The organism is Mesorhizobium sp. ISC11, from assembly GCF_037162595.1.
Classification (GTDB): domain Bacteria; phylum Pseudomonadota; class Alphaproteobacteria; order Rhizobiales; family Rhizobiaceae; genus Mesorhizobium; species Mesorhizobium ciceri.
In genome coordinates, this window is the sequence record NZ_JAVSPW010000001.1 from 2,902,018 (window position 1) to 2,917,432 (window position 15,415).

The window sequence follows — 15,415 nt, forward strand, 5'->3', positions numbered from 1 at the left end:
CATTGCGTTGGCCGCGTATTATTATCCCGTTCCGTACCAGAGACCGGGCATTACCTCGCCAAATCCAAAGGCCACCGTTGAGATCAGACCGGAGGCCAGCAATCTCACCCAGAGCGTTACACGGCAGGTCGAGGAACCGGCCGCACCCAGTCAGCAAACCAACGGGGAAGTGCTTCAAGGCCGCGCATCGGCAGTTGATGGCGATACAATTGAGATCAATGGGACGCGCGTTCGGTTCAACGGCATCGACGCACCCGAGTATGATCAACAGTGCGAGGATGCGAAGCACTTTCGGTATTCATGTGGATGGCAGGCCAAAACTTCCCTCGAAAAATTCATGGCTAAATCGAAGCCCTTACGATGCGAGTTTGTCACTTGGGATCAATACGGACGCTTCGTTGGCAATTGCTACCGGGCGGACGGAGCCGACGTGGCGGCCTGGCTCGTCAAGAATGGGCTGGCCCTCGACTGGCCCAAATACAGCCATGGCGGCTATGCATCCCAACAAGCGGTCGCCAAGGCTGCCAAGCTCGGCCTGTGGAAAGGCTTCTTCGAAGACCCATGGACGTGGCGCGCCGAGCACGCCGAAGATACGCAGCCCGCGGCCAATCAGCCTCTCGGTATCATAGGCCGTCAGGCTCAGTCACAAGGCTATTCGTGCGAGCCTCGCCGTAAATGCTCTCAGATAAGCTCTTGCGCTGAAGCCCAATGGTATCTCAGCAACTGCTCATGGGGCGGCAGGCTGGATCGCGATAGTGACGGGATTGCGTGCGAAACGCTTTGCTAAATACCGAGAACGACGGAGGACTGGTCAGTGGCCCAACAGTCGAGAAATTCCGGTTTGGAGCCCCTCTTTCTCTCTTTTGGTCGGTACGGGTACACTGGTTTGATCCTACGGTGATCTATTACCGGGGCTAGTCGCAACAGGATATCCCCGTTGGGGCTTGCTGATCGGTTCGCTGCTAGGCACATTCACCGCATGTGCAATCTCTACAACATCACCACGTCACAAGAGGCGGTCCGCCAGTGGACCCGGACTTTGCGGGACATCCTAGGCAACCTTGAACCGTCCGTTGACATCTATCCCAACCAGCCCGGCCCAGTGGTGCGTAACGCCCCTGAAGGCCGTGAGCTAGCCAATCTCCTGTGGGGAATGCCGACGCCGGCCGAGCGCGTCAAGGGCAAGGCTGACTACGGCACTACCAACATTCGCAACCCGCAGTACAGCCATTGGCAACAGTATGTCGGCGTCGAGAACCGTTGCGTGGTGCCGGTAACAAGCTTCGCAGAGCCCAGCCCAACTCCCGGCGATAAAGACCGCGAGACAGGCATTCAGCGGAACTATTGGTTCGCGCTCAATGAGGACCGCCCGTTATTCTTCTTCGCTGGCCTCTGGACGCCATGGCATGGGGTCCGCAAGGTAAAGGACGGCCCCGGCGATTTCGAGCTTTACGGTTTCATGACGACCGCGCCCAATGCCCTCATCAAGCCGATCCATGAAAAAGCTATGCCGGTGATCCTGAGGACGCAAGAGGAAACAGAGACTTGGCTGACAGCGCCATGGTCGGAAGCGAAGCGGCTACAACGCACAGCGCCGGATGATGCTCTTGTGATTGTCGAGAAGCCTGCCACACAGATCAAGTTTCCCGAGCAGGCACCAGTACCGCCAAGCCAAGGCTCGTTGTTCTAGATGGCTGGCCTTCGGATACTCTCGGACGTTGCACCGGGCCTTGCGATTGCCATCTTTCTTACAATCTTGGTCGTGATGTTTTTTCGTCGTAAGCGGCGCTAAGCAAATCGGCGGCACGTGATTGAAATGTTGGGCTGTTAGCGCCAGTTATTCATCCCTCCAGATCACGCGTCGTACCATGCGGATTTCAACAAGTCGCCTCACGCGTATCTTCATGCCCTCCGATGCGCTTGGCAGCAGAATGTCCACATCAAGCTCGCGGCGTTTGCAGCGCTCGCAGCGCATGTGCCGGTCAACGTCCCAAAACGGAATGTCCCCCACCAATTTGGCGAGGTCCCCGGGGAGATAGTGGCGTGTAATGTTGCAGTTGATGCACCGGACACGGATTAGCTGACCAACCTCATGCGCTCGGCACAGGGTCTGGACAAGGCGGCGCGGTCGTCTGCTCTGTTCCGGCATAGCCAAAAATAGGAATGAGTTCCTCGCCGAGTCAATTCACTCTTGACATTTATGTTCCCTTTTTGTTCACTACGCCCATGCAGCGTATGGAGTAATGCCATGGATCGAATTGTGACACTGAACAGCCGCCAGGAGGCTGCCCTCCAGGCCCACGCCGAGGATTTCATTGCAGTCCACAAGGGTGATGTGATGAAAGCGCTCAAGGAAATGATCGTGCTCAACGGGCACCTTCAGGAACGACTTGACGCACTCACCCCGCAGCGCCGCGCGACGCGTTAGGAGTAGGCACCATGGGCACAATGCACTTCGACACCGAAGCCAAATCCGAACTGCACTCTGAAGCGGTGAAGCTGATCGCCCGCTACGACAGCCCTCTTGAGACCGTGAAGGCGCTCATGGCCTACAACTGTGAGCTTGAGACCCAGATACTCGCCATCGCCCATCGGCATCCGGGGATAGTTTCAATCGGGTACGATCCTACTCCGCCTGTGCTGGAGTGACCTTCAATGAGCCGCCTGATCTTTGCAGGAGAGCTTGAGAGCGCCGCCGACCAGATAGCGGACATATCCCGCGCCGACCTTCAAATTGTACTTCGTAGGGCCGCCCTGATGCTTAGAAACGTCGCCGGTGTCGATCTGGGCACGAGAACAGACGAATTACTTTTTGGAATCGCAGCGGAGATGGAAGTTTCCAAGTCCGATTTGATCAAAACGATCGTCAGCGACTGGCTAATTGCCAATGCTTATCTGCCTGTTCCGCTAGAGCTTGACGAAGGCAACGAGACACCATTTAAAATCTGAGCATGAAACCCGGCGTCTTCCGCTATGCCCGCGCAAAATACGCCTTGTACCACTCGACGAACCGCCCGACGCCCTCGGTCACTGTCGTCGTCGGGCGGTAGCCGACCGCCTGCTCCAGCGCCGAGGTGTCGGCGAAGGTATCGGGCACATCGCCGGGCTGCAGCGGCAAGAGTTCGACGATGGCTTTGCGGCCGAGCGCGTTTTCCAGCGCCTCGACATAGGCGGTCAACTTAACCGGGTTGTTGTTGCCGATGTTGAAGATGCGCCAGGGGGCGCTGCTTGTGGCCGGATCCGGACGGCTGGAGTCCCAGGCGGCATTGCCCGTGGCCGGGCTGTCGCTGGCACGGATCACGCCTTCGGCGATGTCGTCGACATAGGTGAAGTCGCGCGTGTGGTTGCCGTTGTTGAACAGTTTGATCGGCTCGCCAGCAAGGATGTTTTTGGTGAACAGGAACAGCGCCATGTCCGGGCGCCCCCAGGGGCCATAGACGGTGAAGAAGCGAAGCCCGGTCGTCGGCAGCCCGAACAGATGGCTGTAGCTGTGCGCCATCAGCTCGTTGGCGCGCTTGGTCGCGGCGTAGAACTGCAGCGGGTGGTCGGCCGGACGATGCTCGGAAAACGGCATGTCGGTGTTGGCGCCGTAGACACTCGAGGTGCTGGCATAGGTCAGGTGCGCGACGGCGCTGTTGCGGCAGGCCTCCAGCATGTTGGTGTAGGCGATGATGTTGCTTTCGACATAGGCGTGCGGGTTTTCCAGGCTGTAGCGAACCCCTGCCTGGGCGGCGAGATGGATCACCCGGTCGAATGCGTGGTCGGCAAAGCAGGCGTCGACCACGCTCTTGTCGGCGAGATTGCCGCGGATGAAATGGTAGCCGGCATTGGTCTTGCGGCTCGCCTCGTCCAGGAGCCGCAGTCTCGCCTCCTTGATTTCCGGATCGTAGTAGTCGTTGACGTTGTCGATGCCGACGACCTCGTCACCGCGCTCCAGCAGCCGCTTGGCTACGTGATACCCTATGAAGCCGGCCGCGCCGGTGACCAGAACCTTCATCAGAAGCGCCCATCCGTGACATGCCTGGGAAACAGACCCTTGATGTCGTAAATGACGCCGGGGGTCTTGCAAAGAGCCTGCAGGCCGTCGACGCCCAGAGCGCGGAACTGCCTGTGGCCGACGGCCACGATAACGACGTCAATGTCCTTCATTCCTCAGGTCCGGACAATTTTCCTCAAAGGCCACCCCCATCACCAGAATCCGACTGCCAACGACCAAGAGCTACGACAGCGCGGCTGCTCCAGCAAGCATCTATTTCTCGGATCAACAGTGCGGGAACTTTTGATCAACAGCATTGCTTTATGCGATTGAAAAGATACCGTCTGCAACGCACCAACGCCGAACGATAGGGCCAATAATGCGATGTAATTTCCAGCACCGCTTCGGCGATCAACCCCTTGGCAAGTCGCCTGGGAGCCGAGACAGATCGATCTAGAGAGCGGAGATATTGCGTTCCGAAGCAGCTGTATGTTGGTGTCGTCGGGACGGCAACCTAATCAGATGCGTATGGCCGGCGGAGGGTACCGATCATCGGCCATAAGATCGGCCAAACATCCGGGCAAATTCGAAATATATCTTTATAATTACGTATTTAGCAGAAGCCAAGATCGGCCAGACATGGAAGAAAGCGTTTCAACTACATTCACCCGTTCCCCGACGGCAATGGCCGCGTCAGCCGTTTGATGAGCCACGCCATGGCCCATGAGGCTGGGATCGCCGCGCACGGGCTGTGGTCGATCTCACGCGGTCTAGCGCGCGGCGTGAAAAGCCGCACGGACTACAAGCGCATGATGGATCATGCCGATATGCCCCGCCAGGGTGATCTCGACGGACGGGGCAACCTCTCCGAGCGCGCACTCGGCGACTTTACGCTATGGTTCATGCAGGTGTGCATCGATCAGGTGAACTTTATGACCGGCTTGTTCGATCTCGACACGCTCGCGAAGCGGCTGCGTCGCTACGTCGAGCGCAGTGGCCTCAAACCCGAAGCCGCCCGCCTCCTGGAGGAAGCGCTAATGCGCGGCGAATTTGAACGCGGCGAAGCGTCTCGCATTAGCGGACTACCCGAACGCACGGCGCGTCGCGTGTTCAATGAGGTGATCGCGCTCGGTCTGTTGGCGTCGGAAACACCCAAAGGTCCGGTGTCGATACGCTTTCCGGCCAACGCATTGGATTCACTGTTTCCGAAGCTGTTTCCAGAAACCTAAGTGTGATTACTTGGCAGACGCCACGCTGAAATCCGCCAATCACCCCACGCCAGCCAAGGCTTGATTGCTCAAGCCGCTGGTCTGCTCGGGCTTCAGCCGCGCTTGAGCAGCGTCCAGACGGCCGGCACCAGGCTTGCCGCGAGAGCCACCTTGATCAGGTCGCCGACGATGAACGGCACGACGCCGAACTGCCACGACTTTTCCGGACCGATGAGCAGCGCCAGCCAGGCAAAGCCCATCGCCATCATGACGACTTCGCCAACCAGCATGGCGTTGAAAAGCTTGATCGGATGGCGGTCCCAGCCGCGATCCGCCGCCCAGCCGACAATGGCCGCCATGACCACGAAGCCGGCGAGATAGCCGCCGGTCGAGCCGAGCATGTAGGCAATGCCGAGACCCTTTTCAGGCGTGCTCTGGAAGACGGGGAAGCCCATGGCGCCCTCGGCCATGTAGAGCAGCAGGGTGGCGACGCCGAGACGCATGCCGAAAGCGGCGGCAATCAGCAGCACGGCCAGCGTCTGCATCGAAATGTCGACCGGCCCGAGCATCACCTTGGTCTTGGCCGACAGTGTCAGCACAAGCGTTCCGGCGATGGCCAGGAAAAGCTGCGTTGCCAGCCGCGCCGCGCCGCTTTGCGGCAGAGCCAGAGAAACAAGCGGACGCATCGTAGTTGCAATTGCCATGGTATTTCCCCAATCCGATTGCCGCTACCAGATGTTCGCGGCCTCACATCCTCCTATATTGGCTTGCGTGTTATGCGGCAATCGGTTTTGCCGTTTCCCCAAACAAGGCACCGATGCATGGCACTGAAGTTCGAGACCGGCTTCGACCCCCTCTATGGCCAGGGGGTGAGCGTCGCGCCCGATGTCCAGCGCATCACGGCCCGCAATCCAAGCCCTTTCACCTTTCACGGCACCAACAGCTACATAATTGGCCGCGATACGCTGGCGGTGATCGATCCGGGGCCGCATGACGAGGCGCATCTGCGGACCCTGCTCGAAGTGATCGCAGGCCGGCCAGTCAGCCATATCTTCGTCAGCCATACGCATCGCGACCACTCCCCGCTGGCGGCCCGGCTGAAAGAGCGCACCGGCGCCATCGTGCTGGCCGAGGGGCCGCACCGGCCGGCAAGAGCCCTGCACATCGGCGAGACCAATGCGCTCGACGCCAGTGCAGACATGGCTTTCGTTCCCGACATCGCCCTTTCCGACGGCGAGGCGGTCGATGGCGACGGCTGGTCGATCAGGACGGTTCTGACCCCGGGCCACACCGCCAATCATGCGGCATTCGCGCTGGAAGGAACCGGCATCCTGTTTTCGGCCGATCATGTCATGGCCTGGGCAACCTCCATCGTCGCCCCGCCGGATGGAGCGATGGCCGATTACATGGCCTCGCTGGACCGTCTAATCGACCGCGAGGACCGCTTGCTGCTGCCCGGACATGGCGGGCCGGTGACGGCACCGCGCGCTTTCATGCGCGGGCTGAAGACGCACCGCAAGATGCGCGAGCGAGCCATCCTGGAGCGGGTCAGAGAAGGCGACCGGACGATTCCCGACATGGTCAGGGCGATCTACAGGGATACCGATCCGCGGCTGCATGGCGCCGCCGGATTGTCGGTGCTTGCCCATCTCGAGGATCTGACGGCGCGCGGTCTGGTTGTGACCGATGCCGCACCGGCCATCGACGGCATTTTCACGCCGGCCGGATAGGCAACGCAGCCCACTGCCAAGTGCCCGTGCCTCACTCGGCCGGCGCGGCGCCAACCTGACCGGCGACTTCCTGGTCGAGCTCGGCAAGGAAATCGACAATACGCGCGGCATTGTCGCCAAGGTCGTAGCGACCGTAGCGGGACGCCGACCGCATGTCGACGATGACCGTATCGCCATCGTCCGTCACGCGGATCGCCACATCGGCGGGAAGGCCGATCACGAAGCCCTTGGCGACGGCGGTGATGGTCACCTCGCTTTGCCCGGCGAGATCAGGATAGGGTTCCGATAGATCCCAGTCGCGCCGGTCGAGTACGGTTTCGACGGCATTGACGACAGTCTCGAACGGCAGGTCGTAGCTGCGTGCGCTGACCAGCGGATAGCTATCGGTCTGCAGCCGCTGTTCCCCAGGCGTCGACGGCGCAAGCACGTTCATATCCTTCTTGCGGTCGCTCACGTCGAGCGCCGGCGGTTCGTCGAAATCCGTCGAGATGTCCCTGAGCGGCGGATAGATCGTCGCCCAGTAGGCGGCGACGCCGTAGGGTGCGAGCACCAGCAGCGCCAGCAGCGCGCCGACCGTCAGGTCGCGACCGCCGCGGTCGCCGAAATTCCAGAGCCGCGAAAAGGCAAACCCGGCAAACAACAGCGCCATCGCCGCCAGCAGCGCGACAATGCCGAGCACCCACAGAAAGACAGGTGTTTCGACGAGATCGAAGCGATGGCCGACAAAGACCGTCAGCAGCAGCACCAACGAAAAAGCGGCCGTGCGCCGCGACCATCCGGCCGCCCTCGACGTTTGCCGTTCAGGAATACTTGCCATCGATTGCCGCACCACCCCAACCCGAACGGAGACTTAGAACCTTTTTGCGATGCCATGAAGCCGAAACATGCGACATCGCGTCAATCCGTCGGCAGGCGATAATCCTTGAACTGCTGGCGCAAGGTGATCTTCTGGATCTTGCCGGTGGCGGTGTGCGGAATTTCACCGACGAAGGCGACATCGTCCGGCATCCACCATTTGGCCACCTTGCCGTCCATGAAGTCGAGAATATCAGCCTTGCTCGGTTCCTTGCCCGGTTTGCGGACGACGACCAGCAGCGGCCGTTCGCCCCATTTCGAATGGTGGACGCCGATGGCTGCCGCCTCGGCGACATCGGGGTGACCGACAGCCAGGTTCTCGAGGTCGATGGTCGAAATCCATTCGCCGCCGGACTTGATGACGTCCTTGGCACGATCGGTGATCTGCATATAGCCGCCCGCGTCGATGTGGGCGACGTCGCCGGTATCGAACCAGCCGTCCCCGTCGAACTGCTCCACGCCGGCGCCGCCATAATAGGCACGGGCAACGGCCGGCCCACGCACTTTCAGGCGGCCAAATGTCTTGCCGTCCCAGGGTTGCGCATTGTTGTCGTCGTCGGTCACCTTCATTTCGACGCCGAACGGCGGATAGCCCTGTTTCTGCTGGACATCGAGCCGGGCTTCGCCCTCAAGACCAGCATAGTCCGGCTTCAGGGTGCACAGCGTGCCGAGCGGCGACATTTCGGTCATGCCCCAGGCATGGATGACCTGGACATCGTAGTTCTGCTGAAACTTCGTCATGATCGCGCGCGGGCAGGACGAGCCGCCGATGACGACCTTATTGAGATAGGGAAGCTTCTTGCCGGTCTCCTCCAGATGCTGCAGCAGCATCATCCAGACGGTCGGCACGGCCGCACTGAAGGTCACCTTCTCGGTATCGAGCAGTTCATAGATCGAGGCGCCGTCCATCTTGCAGCCGGGCATGACCAGCTTGGCGCCGATCATCGGCCCGCTCTGGCCAAGGCCCCAGGCATTGGCGTGAAACATCGGCACGACAGGCAGGATCGTGTCGCGCGACGACAACCCCATGGCGTCGGGCATGGCGGCGATCATGGCGTGCAGCACGTTCGAACGGTGGCTGTAGACGACGCCCTTGGGATCGCCCGTGGTCCCGGAGGTGTAACACATGCCTGCGGCGGTGCTTTCGTCGAAGGTCTTCCAGGCGAAGTCGCCATCCGCCTCGTCAAGCCACTCTTCATAGGCGACCACATTGGGCAACGTCGTCTGCGGCATGTGTGCCTTGTCGGTCAGCACGATCACCTGTTTCAGCGACTTGACGGCGCCGGCGATCTTCTCGAGCAGCGGCACGAAAGTCAGGTCGACGAAGACTGCCTTGTCCTCGGCATGGTTCATGATCCAGACGATCTGCTCGGGAAACAGCCGCGGATTGAGCGTGTGGTAGATGGCGCCGATGCCCATGATGCCGTACCAGGCCTCGATGTGGCGGGCGGTGTTCCAGGCCAGCGTCGCGATGCGGTCGCCCAACCCATAGCCGTCGCGCTCCAGCCGCTGGGCGACCTTCAGGGCGCGACGATGGATGTCGGCGTAGGTGGTGCGCACGATCGGCCCTTCGATCGAGCGTGACACGATCTCGCGCATGCCATGCTGCCGCTCGGCATTGTCGATGAGCTTATGGCAAAGCAGCGGCCATTCCTGCATCAGTCCCAGCATTCGGTCCTCCCTCACGCTTTTGCGTTGTGCTTTTTGTCCCATTGTGGAGCGAACCGACGGATTGTCCAGCCGCCAATACGGCCGAGCACTGCATTGGGAACAACCGCCACAATCCGGCCATCGTCGGCGTTAAGCTTCGTTAACGGGCAAAGGGGTGCGATTGGCGACTGAAAGAGGTTCGCATGGACGCGCAGCTCGACGACAAGGCTCTCGAGAGTACGCTTGCCGAAAGTCTGGCCGATCTGGTGCCGGACACAAAGACTGTTTCCGAAGATGAATTTGTTGAAGTTGTCGGCGGCGCGCTGGAAGCGGTCGGCGGCACGTTGCTGTTCAAGATGTGCGTCCAGAACCAGGGCGAGGACCAGCACGTCGCAGCCGCGTCAGTCGGCGATGGCGGAAACCGCCAGTTCCTGCTGCTCACCTTGCCGACCGGCGGTGGTTCCCTGAAGGTCGAGACCGTATCGAGAAGCAGCAACCCGGTCGCCGGTATTGCTGCCGCCTATGCGGGTCTCATGGACGTGTTCAAGGCCGCTGCCTGACAGCTGACGACAAGTATCGAGGATATTCGGAGGCGCGATCCGGCAGTGCCGGCCTGGGCAGGTGTTTGCGTGTTGCATGGCGACGGCAGGCCTTGAACAATGCGTTTGCGCGACACATCTCAAAGTCGACGCAAGGAGAGCCGCCGCATGGATCAGATCGCCAACCCCGCACCCGGTTTCCAACGCAACCCGGACAAAATCATCACCATCGAGCCCTATGCCGGCACCGTTACCGTGCGCGCCGGAGACGTGGTCATCGCTTCAACAGCGAAGGCCAAGGTGCTGACCGAAGCTCCCTATCCGGCGGCCTTCTACATTCCGTTCGCCGACATCGATTTCGGCAAGCTTGGCCGCACCGACCACTCGACCCATTGCCCCTACAAGGGCGATGCAAGCTATTGGAGCGTGCTGCCTGCCGGCGAGACCGGCCAGAACGCCATGTGGGCCTATGAACGGCCTTTCGACGAGATGGCTGAAATCGGCAACCACGGCGCATTCTACGCCAGCAAGGTCACGATCGAAGCCAAACCGGACTGAGCCAACGCCGAAGCGGGATACGCTCGGCTGGCCACTCACTCCGTGGTGCCGTTATTGCCGATGCCCTCGGCATCGTCGAGCCGCACAAAGGTCAAGCCCTTGGCCTTGAGCGCCAGCAGCCCCTGCACCACGCCTTCGCCTGCCGCATGGGTCGGCTGGTTGATATGCGAGATAATGACGTCGCCGTCCTTGGCCGCCGCGATGCGCCGCGCGGTTTCCTTGGCGCCGAGCAAGGAGCCGCCGTCGCCGTTTATCGAGAATCCCGCGACCTTGAAGCCAAGCTTGCGGATCATGGCGATTGCCGACGGGCTGTATTCGGCGGTTGCGCCACGAAACCATTTCGGCGCCGGCTCGCCGGTCCCGGCAAGAGCGGCGGCCCCCGATTCGACCTCGGCCAGCACCGCATCCGGGCTGCCGGCGCTGCGGATGCCGTAGATTTTCCGCGGCGTGTCGACCGCCGGGATGTGGTGACCGCCGTGATTTTCCAGTTCGAACAGATCGGGATGCGCCCGCATGATCTCGACGGCGGCGGCGTTTCGCTTCAGCCAGATGCCGGTCACGAAAATGGTGGCGGGGATCTTGTTGTCCACCAGCGCCGAAAGGATCCGGCTGTCGGTCTGTCCGCCGCAGGCATCGAGCGTGAGTGCCACACGGCCGGCGCCGCTCGCCTGCGGCCTGATGTGCAGCGTCGGCTCGACGAGCGGCGCGGCATGGCCGGCGGATGCCATCGCCAACGACATGGCGATCATCCAGAGATTTTTTTGCAGCAGGCGCATCAAACCGATTTCCTGACCCGTCATTTCAAGCAGGCATCCCAAAGACCCGCATGAAGGCGGAAATCAGGATGATGCATAGCAGAAAAGCGCTCCACGCGACAATGTGACCGTGCCTGTGGCGAAGGGGTCATTCCACCGCGTCGAGAGTCGTGCATGCGACCCATGATCTCAGATGACGCATTCCAGCTGCATTTCGGTGCGCGAAAGAACCTCGCGCACCGCGTCGACCACCGGCTTGACTTCCAGGCCCCAGACGCAGCATGCCTTGCTGGGATCCGGCGCGCGGCAAAGGTCCTCGGCCATGCAGGCGCAAGGCATCGGCGGCTGGAGCGAGATGCTGGGCACGCCGACGGGACCCCAGCGCGACGGCTCCGTCAGACCGAACAGCCCGACAACCGGGGTCCCAGTGGCTGCCGCCATGTGCATCGGGCCGCTCTCATTGCCAAGAAACAGCCGGGCCTGTTTCAGCACCGCCAGCAGGCTTTCAAGCGACAGGTCACCGACGAGATTGACGACCGGCGGCGCGGTCCTGGCGACGATGCGTTCGGCGATCTCGCGCTCGTCCGGGCCGCCCACCAGGACGACGTCCAGGCCGGTCTCGCCGGCAATCTCGACGATCGCTGCTGCAAACCGCTCCGGCTGCCAACGTCGCCCCTCGAAGCTTGCACCCGCATGCACGGCGATGAAGGCATTTGGCCGCAGATGGTGTTTATCCAGGAGCGCCAATGCTTTCGCCATCTCCAATGGCAGCGGCTGAAGGTTCGGAATCACCGTGCGAAGTTCAATGCCGAGCGCTTCGAGCGGCGAGAGGTAGCGGTACAGGAAATGCTGGCCATCAAAGCCGTAGGGCTTGGCAAGGACGTTGGCGGGCTGCCGCTCCAGCATACGCAAGGGTCTTTCGGAGGGATTGTATCCGACACGGGTCTTTGCGTGGACGAGCCCGGTGAGGATGCGCGACGTCTTCGAATCGGTCAGGTCGATGGTCAGGTCGAAGCGGAAGCGGCGCAACGCCCGCACCATGGCGTAGAGCTCCTTCCCGCGCTCCAAGGGCGTGCCGCGCATGCGGTCGCGCCTGAATGCGACCACCTCGGAAGCGATACCATGGGCGATCACGAAGCTCTCGAAGCGGGCCTCGCACAGAAAGACGATGCTGGCGCCGGGGAATTCGAGCCGCAGGTTCTTGGCGAGCGCCGAGGCGAGGACGAGATCTCCTATGAACTTGGTTTGAATGACCAGGATCGAGCGGAGCGGCGCGGGAGAGATCTGCAGCATCTGTTTCCGGGAGCAATTTGCGGATGGCCGCAAATTGGGCAGGAACAATGTCGAGATTACGCGGCGCGGCCAGCACGTTCGCGTGAATTGTCTTACAAAACGGTAAGCTGGATGGATCCTATCCGCGGCCTGTTTTCGCAACCAGCACCGCTGCCTGCGCTGCCGCCAGCCTGGCGATCGGCACGCGATAGGGCGAACAGGACACGTAGTCGAGGCCGACCTCTTCGCAAAAGCGGATCGAGGCCGGATCGCCGCCATGTTCGCCGCAGATGCCGAGCTTGATGTCGGGCCGCGTCGCCTTGCCCTTTTGCGCGGCCATGCGCACCAGTTCGCCGACGCCCTCGATGTCGAGCGAGACGAACGGGTCCTGATCGATAATGCCCTTCTGGCGGTAGGTTTCCAGGAACGAGGCCGCATCGTCGCGCGAGATGCCGAAGGTCGTCTGGGTCAGGTCGTTGGTGCCGAAGGAGAAGAATTCGGCTGATTCTGCAATGACATGCGCGCGGATGGCGGCGCGGGGAAGCTCGATCATCGTGCCAGTGAGATAGTCGATCTTGACCCCGGTTTCCTCCATGACGCTCTTGGCAACCGCATCGATGCGCGCCTTGACGTAGTCGAGTTCCTTCACCAGGCCGACGAGCGGCACCATGATCTCGGGGACCACCAGGGCGCCGGCCTTCCTGCCGGCCTCCACGGCCGCCTCGAAAATGGCCCGTGCCTGCATCTCGGCGATCTCGGGGTAGGAGACGGCCAGGCGGCAGCCACGATGGCCGAGCATCGGGTTGAACTCGTGCAGTGCCTCGGTGCGCTGCCTGAGCTTGTCGGGCGACACGTTCATGGCGGCGGCGACCTCGGCGATTTCAGCCTCGGTCTTGGGGAGGAATTCGTGCAGCGGCGGATCGAGCAGTCGGATCGTCACCGGCAGGCCGGCCATGATCTCGAACAGTTCGAGGAAATCCGAGCGCTGCATGGGCAGAAGCTTGGCGAGTGCGGCGCGCCGGTCCTTTTCGGTGTCGGCCAGGATCATCTCGCGCATGGCGACGATGCGGTCGCCGTCGAAGAACATGTGCTCCGTGCGGCAAAGCCCGATGCCTTCGGCGCCGAAGGAGCGCGCCATGCGCGCATCGAGCGGTGTTTCGGCATTGGTGCGCACCTTCATGCGCCGCACCGCGTCCGCCCATTCCATGATGGCGGCAAAATCGCCTGACAGTTCAGGCTGCAGCATGGCAACCGCGCCCTTCAGCACCTGGCCGTTGCCGCCATCGATGGTGATGATGTCGCCTTTGCGGAAGGTCTGCCCCATCGAGAGCAGCGTGCCGGCCCTATAGTCGACGCGCAGCGAGCCGGCACCCGAGACGCAAGGCTTGCCCATGCCGCGCGCCACCACCGCGGCGTGGCTGGTCATGCCGCCGCGCGTGGTCAGGATGCCTTCCGCCGCATGCATGCCGTGGATGTCTTCGGGACTGGTCTCGATGCGCACTAGGATCGCCTTGCGCCCTTGTGTCTTCAAGTCCTCGGCGTCAGCTGAGGAAAAGACGATCTCGCCGGTAGCGGCACCGGGCGAGGCCGGCAGTCCGATGCCGATGACGTCGCGCGCGGCCTTGGGGTCGATGGTGGGATGCAGCAACTGGTCGAGCGAGGCCGGGTCGATACGGGCAACGGCTTCCTCTTTCGTGATGAGCCTGTCGCGCGCCATCTCGACGGCAATTTTCAGCGCCGCCTTGGCGGTGCGCTTGCCGGAGCGGGTCTGCAGCATCCACAATTTGCCGCGCTCGATGGTGAATTCGAGATCCTGCATGTCGCGGTAGTGCTTCTCCAGACTATCGGAGATGGTGACGAAGGACTGGAACGCGTCAGGCATCAGCTTCTGCAGCGACGGCTTGTCCGAGCCTGCTGCGATACGCGCCGCTTCGGTGATGTTCTGCGGCGTGCGGATGCCGGCAACGACGTCCTCGCCCTGCGCGTTCACCAGGAACTCGCCATAGAGCATCTTTTCGCCGGTCGATGGGTTGCGCGTGAAGGCAACGCCGGTGGCCGAGGTTTCGCCCATATTGCCGAACACCATGGCCTGGACGTTGACCGCCGTGCCCCAGCTTTCGGGAATATCGTGCAGGCGGCGATAGGTGATGGCGCGGTTGTTCATCCAGCTCGAGAACACGGCTGATATCGCGCCCCAGAGCTGCTCATGCGGATCCTGCGGAAACGGCCTGCCAAGCTCTTCCTCGACTTTGGCCTTGTAGAGCGCGATGACGCCCTGCCATTCGAGCGCCGTCAGTTCGGTGTCGAGCTCGTGCCCGAGCCCGCCCTTCTGGTCCTCCAGGATTTCCTCGAACACTTCGTGGTCGAGACCCATGACGACATCGGAATACATCTGGATGAAGCGGCGGTAGCTGTCATAGGCAAAGCGCGCATCGCCGGAATCGGCGGCCAGCGCCTCGACCGTCTCGTCGTTCAGGCCGAGATTGAGGACGGTGTCCATCATGCCGGGCATCGAGGCGCGAGCGCCAGAACGCACCGACACCAGCAGCAGTTTCGACGGGTCGCCGAACCGACGACCGGTCAGCCGGCCGATGTGATCGAGCGCGACCGCGACATCGGCTTCCAACCCGGCCGGATAAATACGGCCGTTGGCGTAGTAGGCGTTGCAGACCTCCGTGGTGATGGTGAAGCCCGGCGGCACCGGCAGCCCCAGGCTGCACATCTCGGCTAGGTTGGCGCCTTTGCCGCCCAGGAGATTCTTGTCGCTGGCACGGCCCTCCGCCGCACCATCGCCAAAGGTGAAAACCCATTTGGTCATGCATCGCTCTCCGGTTGCAGGAGATTGGAAAGATTGGCGAAACGGAAAGTTCCG

17 protein-coding genes and 1 pseudogene are annotated in these 15,415 nt (G+C 61.7%); 10 read left to right on the forward strand and 8 right to left on the reverse strand.

Annotation, left to right across the window (positions count from 1 at the left end; all coding sequences use genetic code 11):
- The first annotated feature begins 7 nt into the window (after positions 1-7).
- From RPF88_RS14405 to RPF88_RS14425, 5 genes are all read left to right on the forward strand, one after another.
- A complete protein-coding gene (locus tag RPF88_RS14405) occupies positions 8-787 on the forward strand; it encodes a thermonuclease family protein (RefSeq protein WP_244514276.1) in 780 nt (259 codons plus the stop codon).
- Between the two features lie 192 nt (positions 788-979).
- Entirely contained in the window at positions 980-1,690 is a 711-nt protein-coding gene (locus tag RPF88_RS14410; RefSeq protein ID WP_013532730.1) for an SOS response-associated peptidase, read from the forward strand.
- Between the two features lie 558 nt (positions 1,691-2,248).
- The gene (locus tag RPF88_RS14415) at positions 2,249-2,428 is read left to right on the forward strand and encodes a hypothetical protein (RefSeq protein WP_013532732.1); all 180 of its coding nucleotides are present in this window, start codon (positions 2,249-2,251) and stop codon (positions 2,426-2,428) included.
- Between the two features lie 11 nt (positions 2,429-2,439).
- The gene (locus RPF88_RS14420) at positions 2,440-2,649 is read left to right on the forward strand and encodes a hypothetical protein (protein ID WP_013532733.1); all 210 of its coding nucleotides are present in this window, start codon (positions 2,440-2,442) and stop codon (positions 2,647-2,649) included.
- A gap of 6 nt (positions 2,650-2,655) precedes the next feature.
- On the forward strand, positions 2,656-2,949 hold the full coding sequence (locus tag RPF88_RS14425) for a hypothetical protein (RefSeq protein ID WP_013532734.1): 294 nt from the start codon (positions 2,656-2,658) through the stop codon (positions 2,947-2,949).
- 22 nt (positions 2,950-2,971) lie between these two features.
- Here the strand turns inward: RPF88_RS14425 and RPF88_RS14430 are convergent, their stop codons facing one another.
- The gene (locus tag RPF88_RS14430) at positions 2,972-3,997 is read right to left on the reverse strand and encodes an NAD-dependent epimerase (protein ID WP_063167688.1); all 1,026 of its coding nucleotides are present in this window, start codon (positions 3,995-3,997) and stop codon (positions 2,972-2,974) included.
- Positions 3,997-4,149 carry a hypothetical protein gene (locus tag RPF88_RS14435; protein WP_158515784.1) on the reverse strand — a complete coding sequence of 51 codons (153 nt, stop codon included), beginning with the start codon at positions 4,147-4,149 and terminating at the stop codon, positions 3,997-3,999. The genes RPF88_RS14430 and RPF88_RS14435 overlap by 1 nt, the downstream gene beginning before the upstream one ends.
- 483 nt (positions 4,150-4,632) lie before the next feature.
- On the opposite strand from RPF88_RS14435, the pseudogene RPF88_RS14440 reads away from it, so the two are divergent.
- Positions 4,633-4,689 (forward strand): annotated as a pseudogene (locus tag RPF88_RS14440) (Fic family protein); the annotation flags it as partial.
- Positions 4,690-4,692: 3 nt separating this feature from the next.
- Positions 4,693-5,205: a hypothetical protein gene (locus RPF88_RS14445; protein WP_244514275.1), complete on the forward strand. Its 513-nt coding sequence runs from the start codon at positions 4,693-4,695 to the stop codon at positions 5,203-5,205.
- 92 nt (positions 5,206-5,297) lie between these two features.
- On the opposite strand, the gene RPF88_RS14450 is transcribed toward RPF88_RS14445, so the two are convergent.
- Positions 5,298-5,888: a biotin transporter BioY gene (locus RPF88_RS14450; RefSeq protein WP_027164125.1), complete on the reverse strand. Its 591-nt coding sequence runs from the start codon at positions 5,886-5,888 to the stop codon at positions 5,298-5,300.
- Between the two features lie 117 nt (positions 5,889-6,005).
- Here RPF88_RS14450 and RPF88_RS14455 point away from each other — a divergent pair, with 117 nt between their 5' ends.
- A complete protein-coding gene (locus RPF88_RS14455; protein ID WP_013532737.1) occupies positions 6,006-6,914 on the forward strand; it encodes an MBL fold metallo-hydrolase in 909 nt (302 codons plus the stop codon).
- Between the two features lie 31 nt (positions 6,915-6,945).
- Here RPF88_RS14455 and RPF88_RS14460 read toward each other — a convergent pair whose 3' ends face one another.
- Both RPF88_RS14460 and RPF88_RS14465 read right to left on the reverse strand, forming a co-directional pair.
- Positions 6,946-7,731, reverse strand: a complete 786-nt coding sequence (locus tag RPF88_RS14460; RefSeq protein ID WP_013532738.1) for a DUF1499 domain-containing protein — start codon at positions 7,729-7,731, stop codon at positions 6,946-6,948.
- 80 nt (positions 7,732-7,811) lie between these two features.
- On the reverse strand, positions 7,812-9,440 hold the full coding sequence (locus tag RPF88_RS14465) for a fatty-acid--CoA ligase (RefSeq protein ID WP_063167687.1): 1,629 nt from the start codon (positions 9,438-9,440) through the stop codon (positions 7,812-7,814).
- 182 nt (positions 9,441-9,622) lie between these two features.
- Between RPF88_RS14465 and RPF88_RS14470 the strand changes: the two genes are divergently transcribed.
- On the forward strand, positions 9,623-9,979 hold the full coding sequence (locus tag RPF88_RS14470) for a hypothetical protein (RefSeq protein WP_013532740.1): 357 nt from the start codon (positions 9,623-9,625) through the stop codon (positions 9,977-9,979).
- Positions 9,980-10,126: 147 nt separating this feature from the next.
- Positions 10,127-10,516, forward strand: a complete 390-nt coding sequence (locus RPF88_RS14475) for a DUF427 domain-containing protein (RefSeq protein WP_013532741.1) — start codon at positions 10,127-10,129, stop codon at positions 10,514-10,516.
- 35 nt (positions 10,517-10,551) lie between these two features.
- Here the strand turns inward: RPF88_RS14475 and RPF88_RS14480 are convergent, their stop codons facing one another.
- The 3 genes from RPF88_RS14480 to ppdK form a co-directional block, all read right to left on the reverse strand.
- Complete coding sequence (locus RPF88_RS14480; RefSeq protein WP_013532742.1) at positions 10,552-11,292, reverse strand: polysaccharide deacetylase family protein; 741 nt, start codon at positions 11,290-11,292, stop codon at positions 10,552-10,554.
- A 168-nt stretch (positions 11,293-11,460) separates the two neighbouring features.
- The gene (locus tag RPF88_RS14485; RefSeq protein ID WP_013532743.1) at positions 11,461-12,564 is read right to left on the reverse strand and encodes a glycosyltransferase family 9 protein; all 1,104 of its coding nucleotides are present in this window, start codon (positions 12,562-12,564) and stop codon (positions 11,461-11,463) included.
- Between the two features lie 118 nt (positions 12,565-12,682).
- A complete protein-coding gene (gene ppdK / locus RPF88_RS14490) occupies positions 12,683-15,361 on the reverse strand; it encodes a pyruvate, phosphate dikinase (protein ID WP_013532744.1) in 2,679 nt (892 codons plus the stop codon).
- Between the last annotated feature and the right edge of the window lie 54 nt (positions 15,362-15,415).

Excerpts from the sequence above, each read along its gene's own strand:
- RPF88_RS14410 (WP_013532730.1), top strand. The coding sequence starts at position 980 with ATGTGCAATCTCTACAACATCACCACGTCACAAGAGGCGGTCCGCCAG.
- RPF88_RS14415 (WP_013532732.1), top strand. The coding sequence starts at position 2,249 with ATGGATCGAATTGTGACACTGAACAGCCGCCAGGAGGCTGCCCTCCAG.
- RPF88_RS14420 (WP_013532733.1), top strand. The coding sequence starts at position 2,440 with ATGGGCACAATGCACTTCGACACCGAAGCCAAATCCGAACTGCACTCT.
- RPF88_RS14425 (WP_013532734.1), top strand. The coding sequence starts at position 2,656 with ATGAGCCGCCTGATCTTTGCAGGAGAGCTTGAGAGCGCCGCCGACCAG.
- RPF88_RS14430 (WP_063167688.1), bottom strand. The coding sequence starts at position 3,997 with ATGAAGGTTCTGGTCACCGGCGCGGCCGGCTTCATAGGGTATCACGTA.
- RPF88_RS14435 (WP_158515784.1), bottom strand. The coding sequence starts at position 4,149 with ATGAAGGACATTGACGTCGTTATCGTGGCCGTCGGCCACAGGCAGTTC.
- RPF88_RS14445 (WP_244514275.1), top strand. The coding sequence starts at position 4,693 with ATGGCCCATGAGGCTGGGATCGCCGCGCACGGGCTGTGGTCGATCTCA.
- RPF88_RS14450 (WP_027164125.1), bottom strand. The coding sequence starts at position 5,888 with ATGGCAATTGCAACTACGATGCGTCCGCTTGTTTCTCTGGCTCTGCCG.
- RPF88_RS14455 (WP_013532737.1), top strand. The coding sequence starts at position 6,006 with ATGGCACTGAAGTTCGAGACCGGCTTCGACCCCCTCTATGGCCAGGGG.
- RPF88_RS14460 (WP_013532738.1), bottom strand. The coding sequence starts at position 7,731 with ATGGCAAGTATTCCTGAACGGCAAACGTCGAGGGCGGCCGGATGGTCG.
- RPF88_RS14465 (WP_063167687.1), bottom strand. The coding sequence starts at position 9,440 with ATGCTGGGACTGATGCAGGAATGGCCGCTGCTTTGCCATAAGCTCATC.
- RPF88_RS14470 (WP_013532740.1), top strand. The coding sequence starts at position 9,623 with ATGGACGCGCAGCTCGACGACAAGGCTCTCGAGAGTACGCTTGCCGAA.
- RPF88_RS14475 (WP_013532741.1), top strand. The coding sequence starts at position 10,127 with ATGGATCAGATCGCCAACCCCGCACCCGGTTTCCAACGCAACCCGGAC.
- RPF88_RS14480 (WP_013532742.1), bottom strand. The coding sequence starts at position 11,292 with ATGCGCCTGCTGCAAAAAAATCTCTGGATGATCGCCATGTCGTTGGCG.
- RPF88_RS14485 (WP_013532743.1), bottom strand. The coding sequence starts at position 12,564 with ATGCTGCAGATCTCTCCCGCGCCGCTCCGCTCGATCCTGGTCATTCAA.
- ppdK (WP_013532744.1), bottom strand. The coding sequence starts at position 15,361 with ATGACCAAATGGGTTTTCACCTTTGGCGATGGTGCGGCGGAGGGCCGT.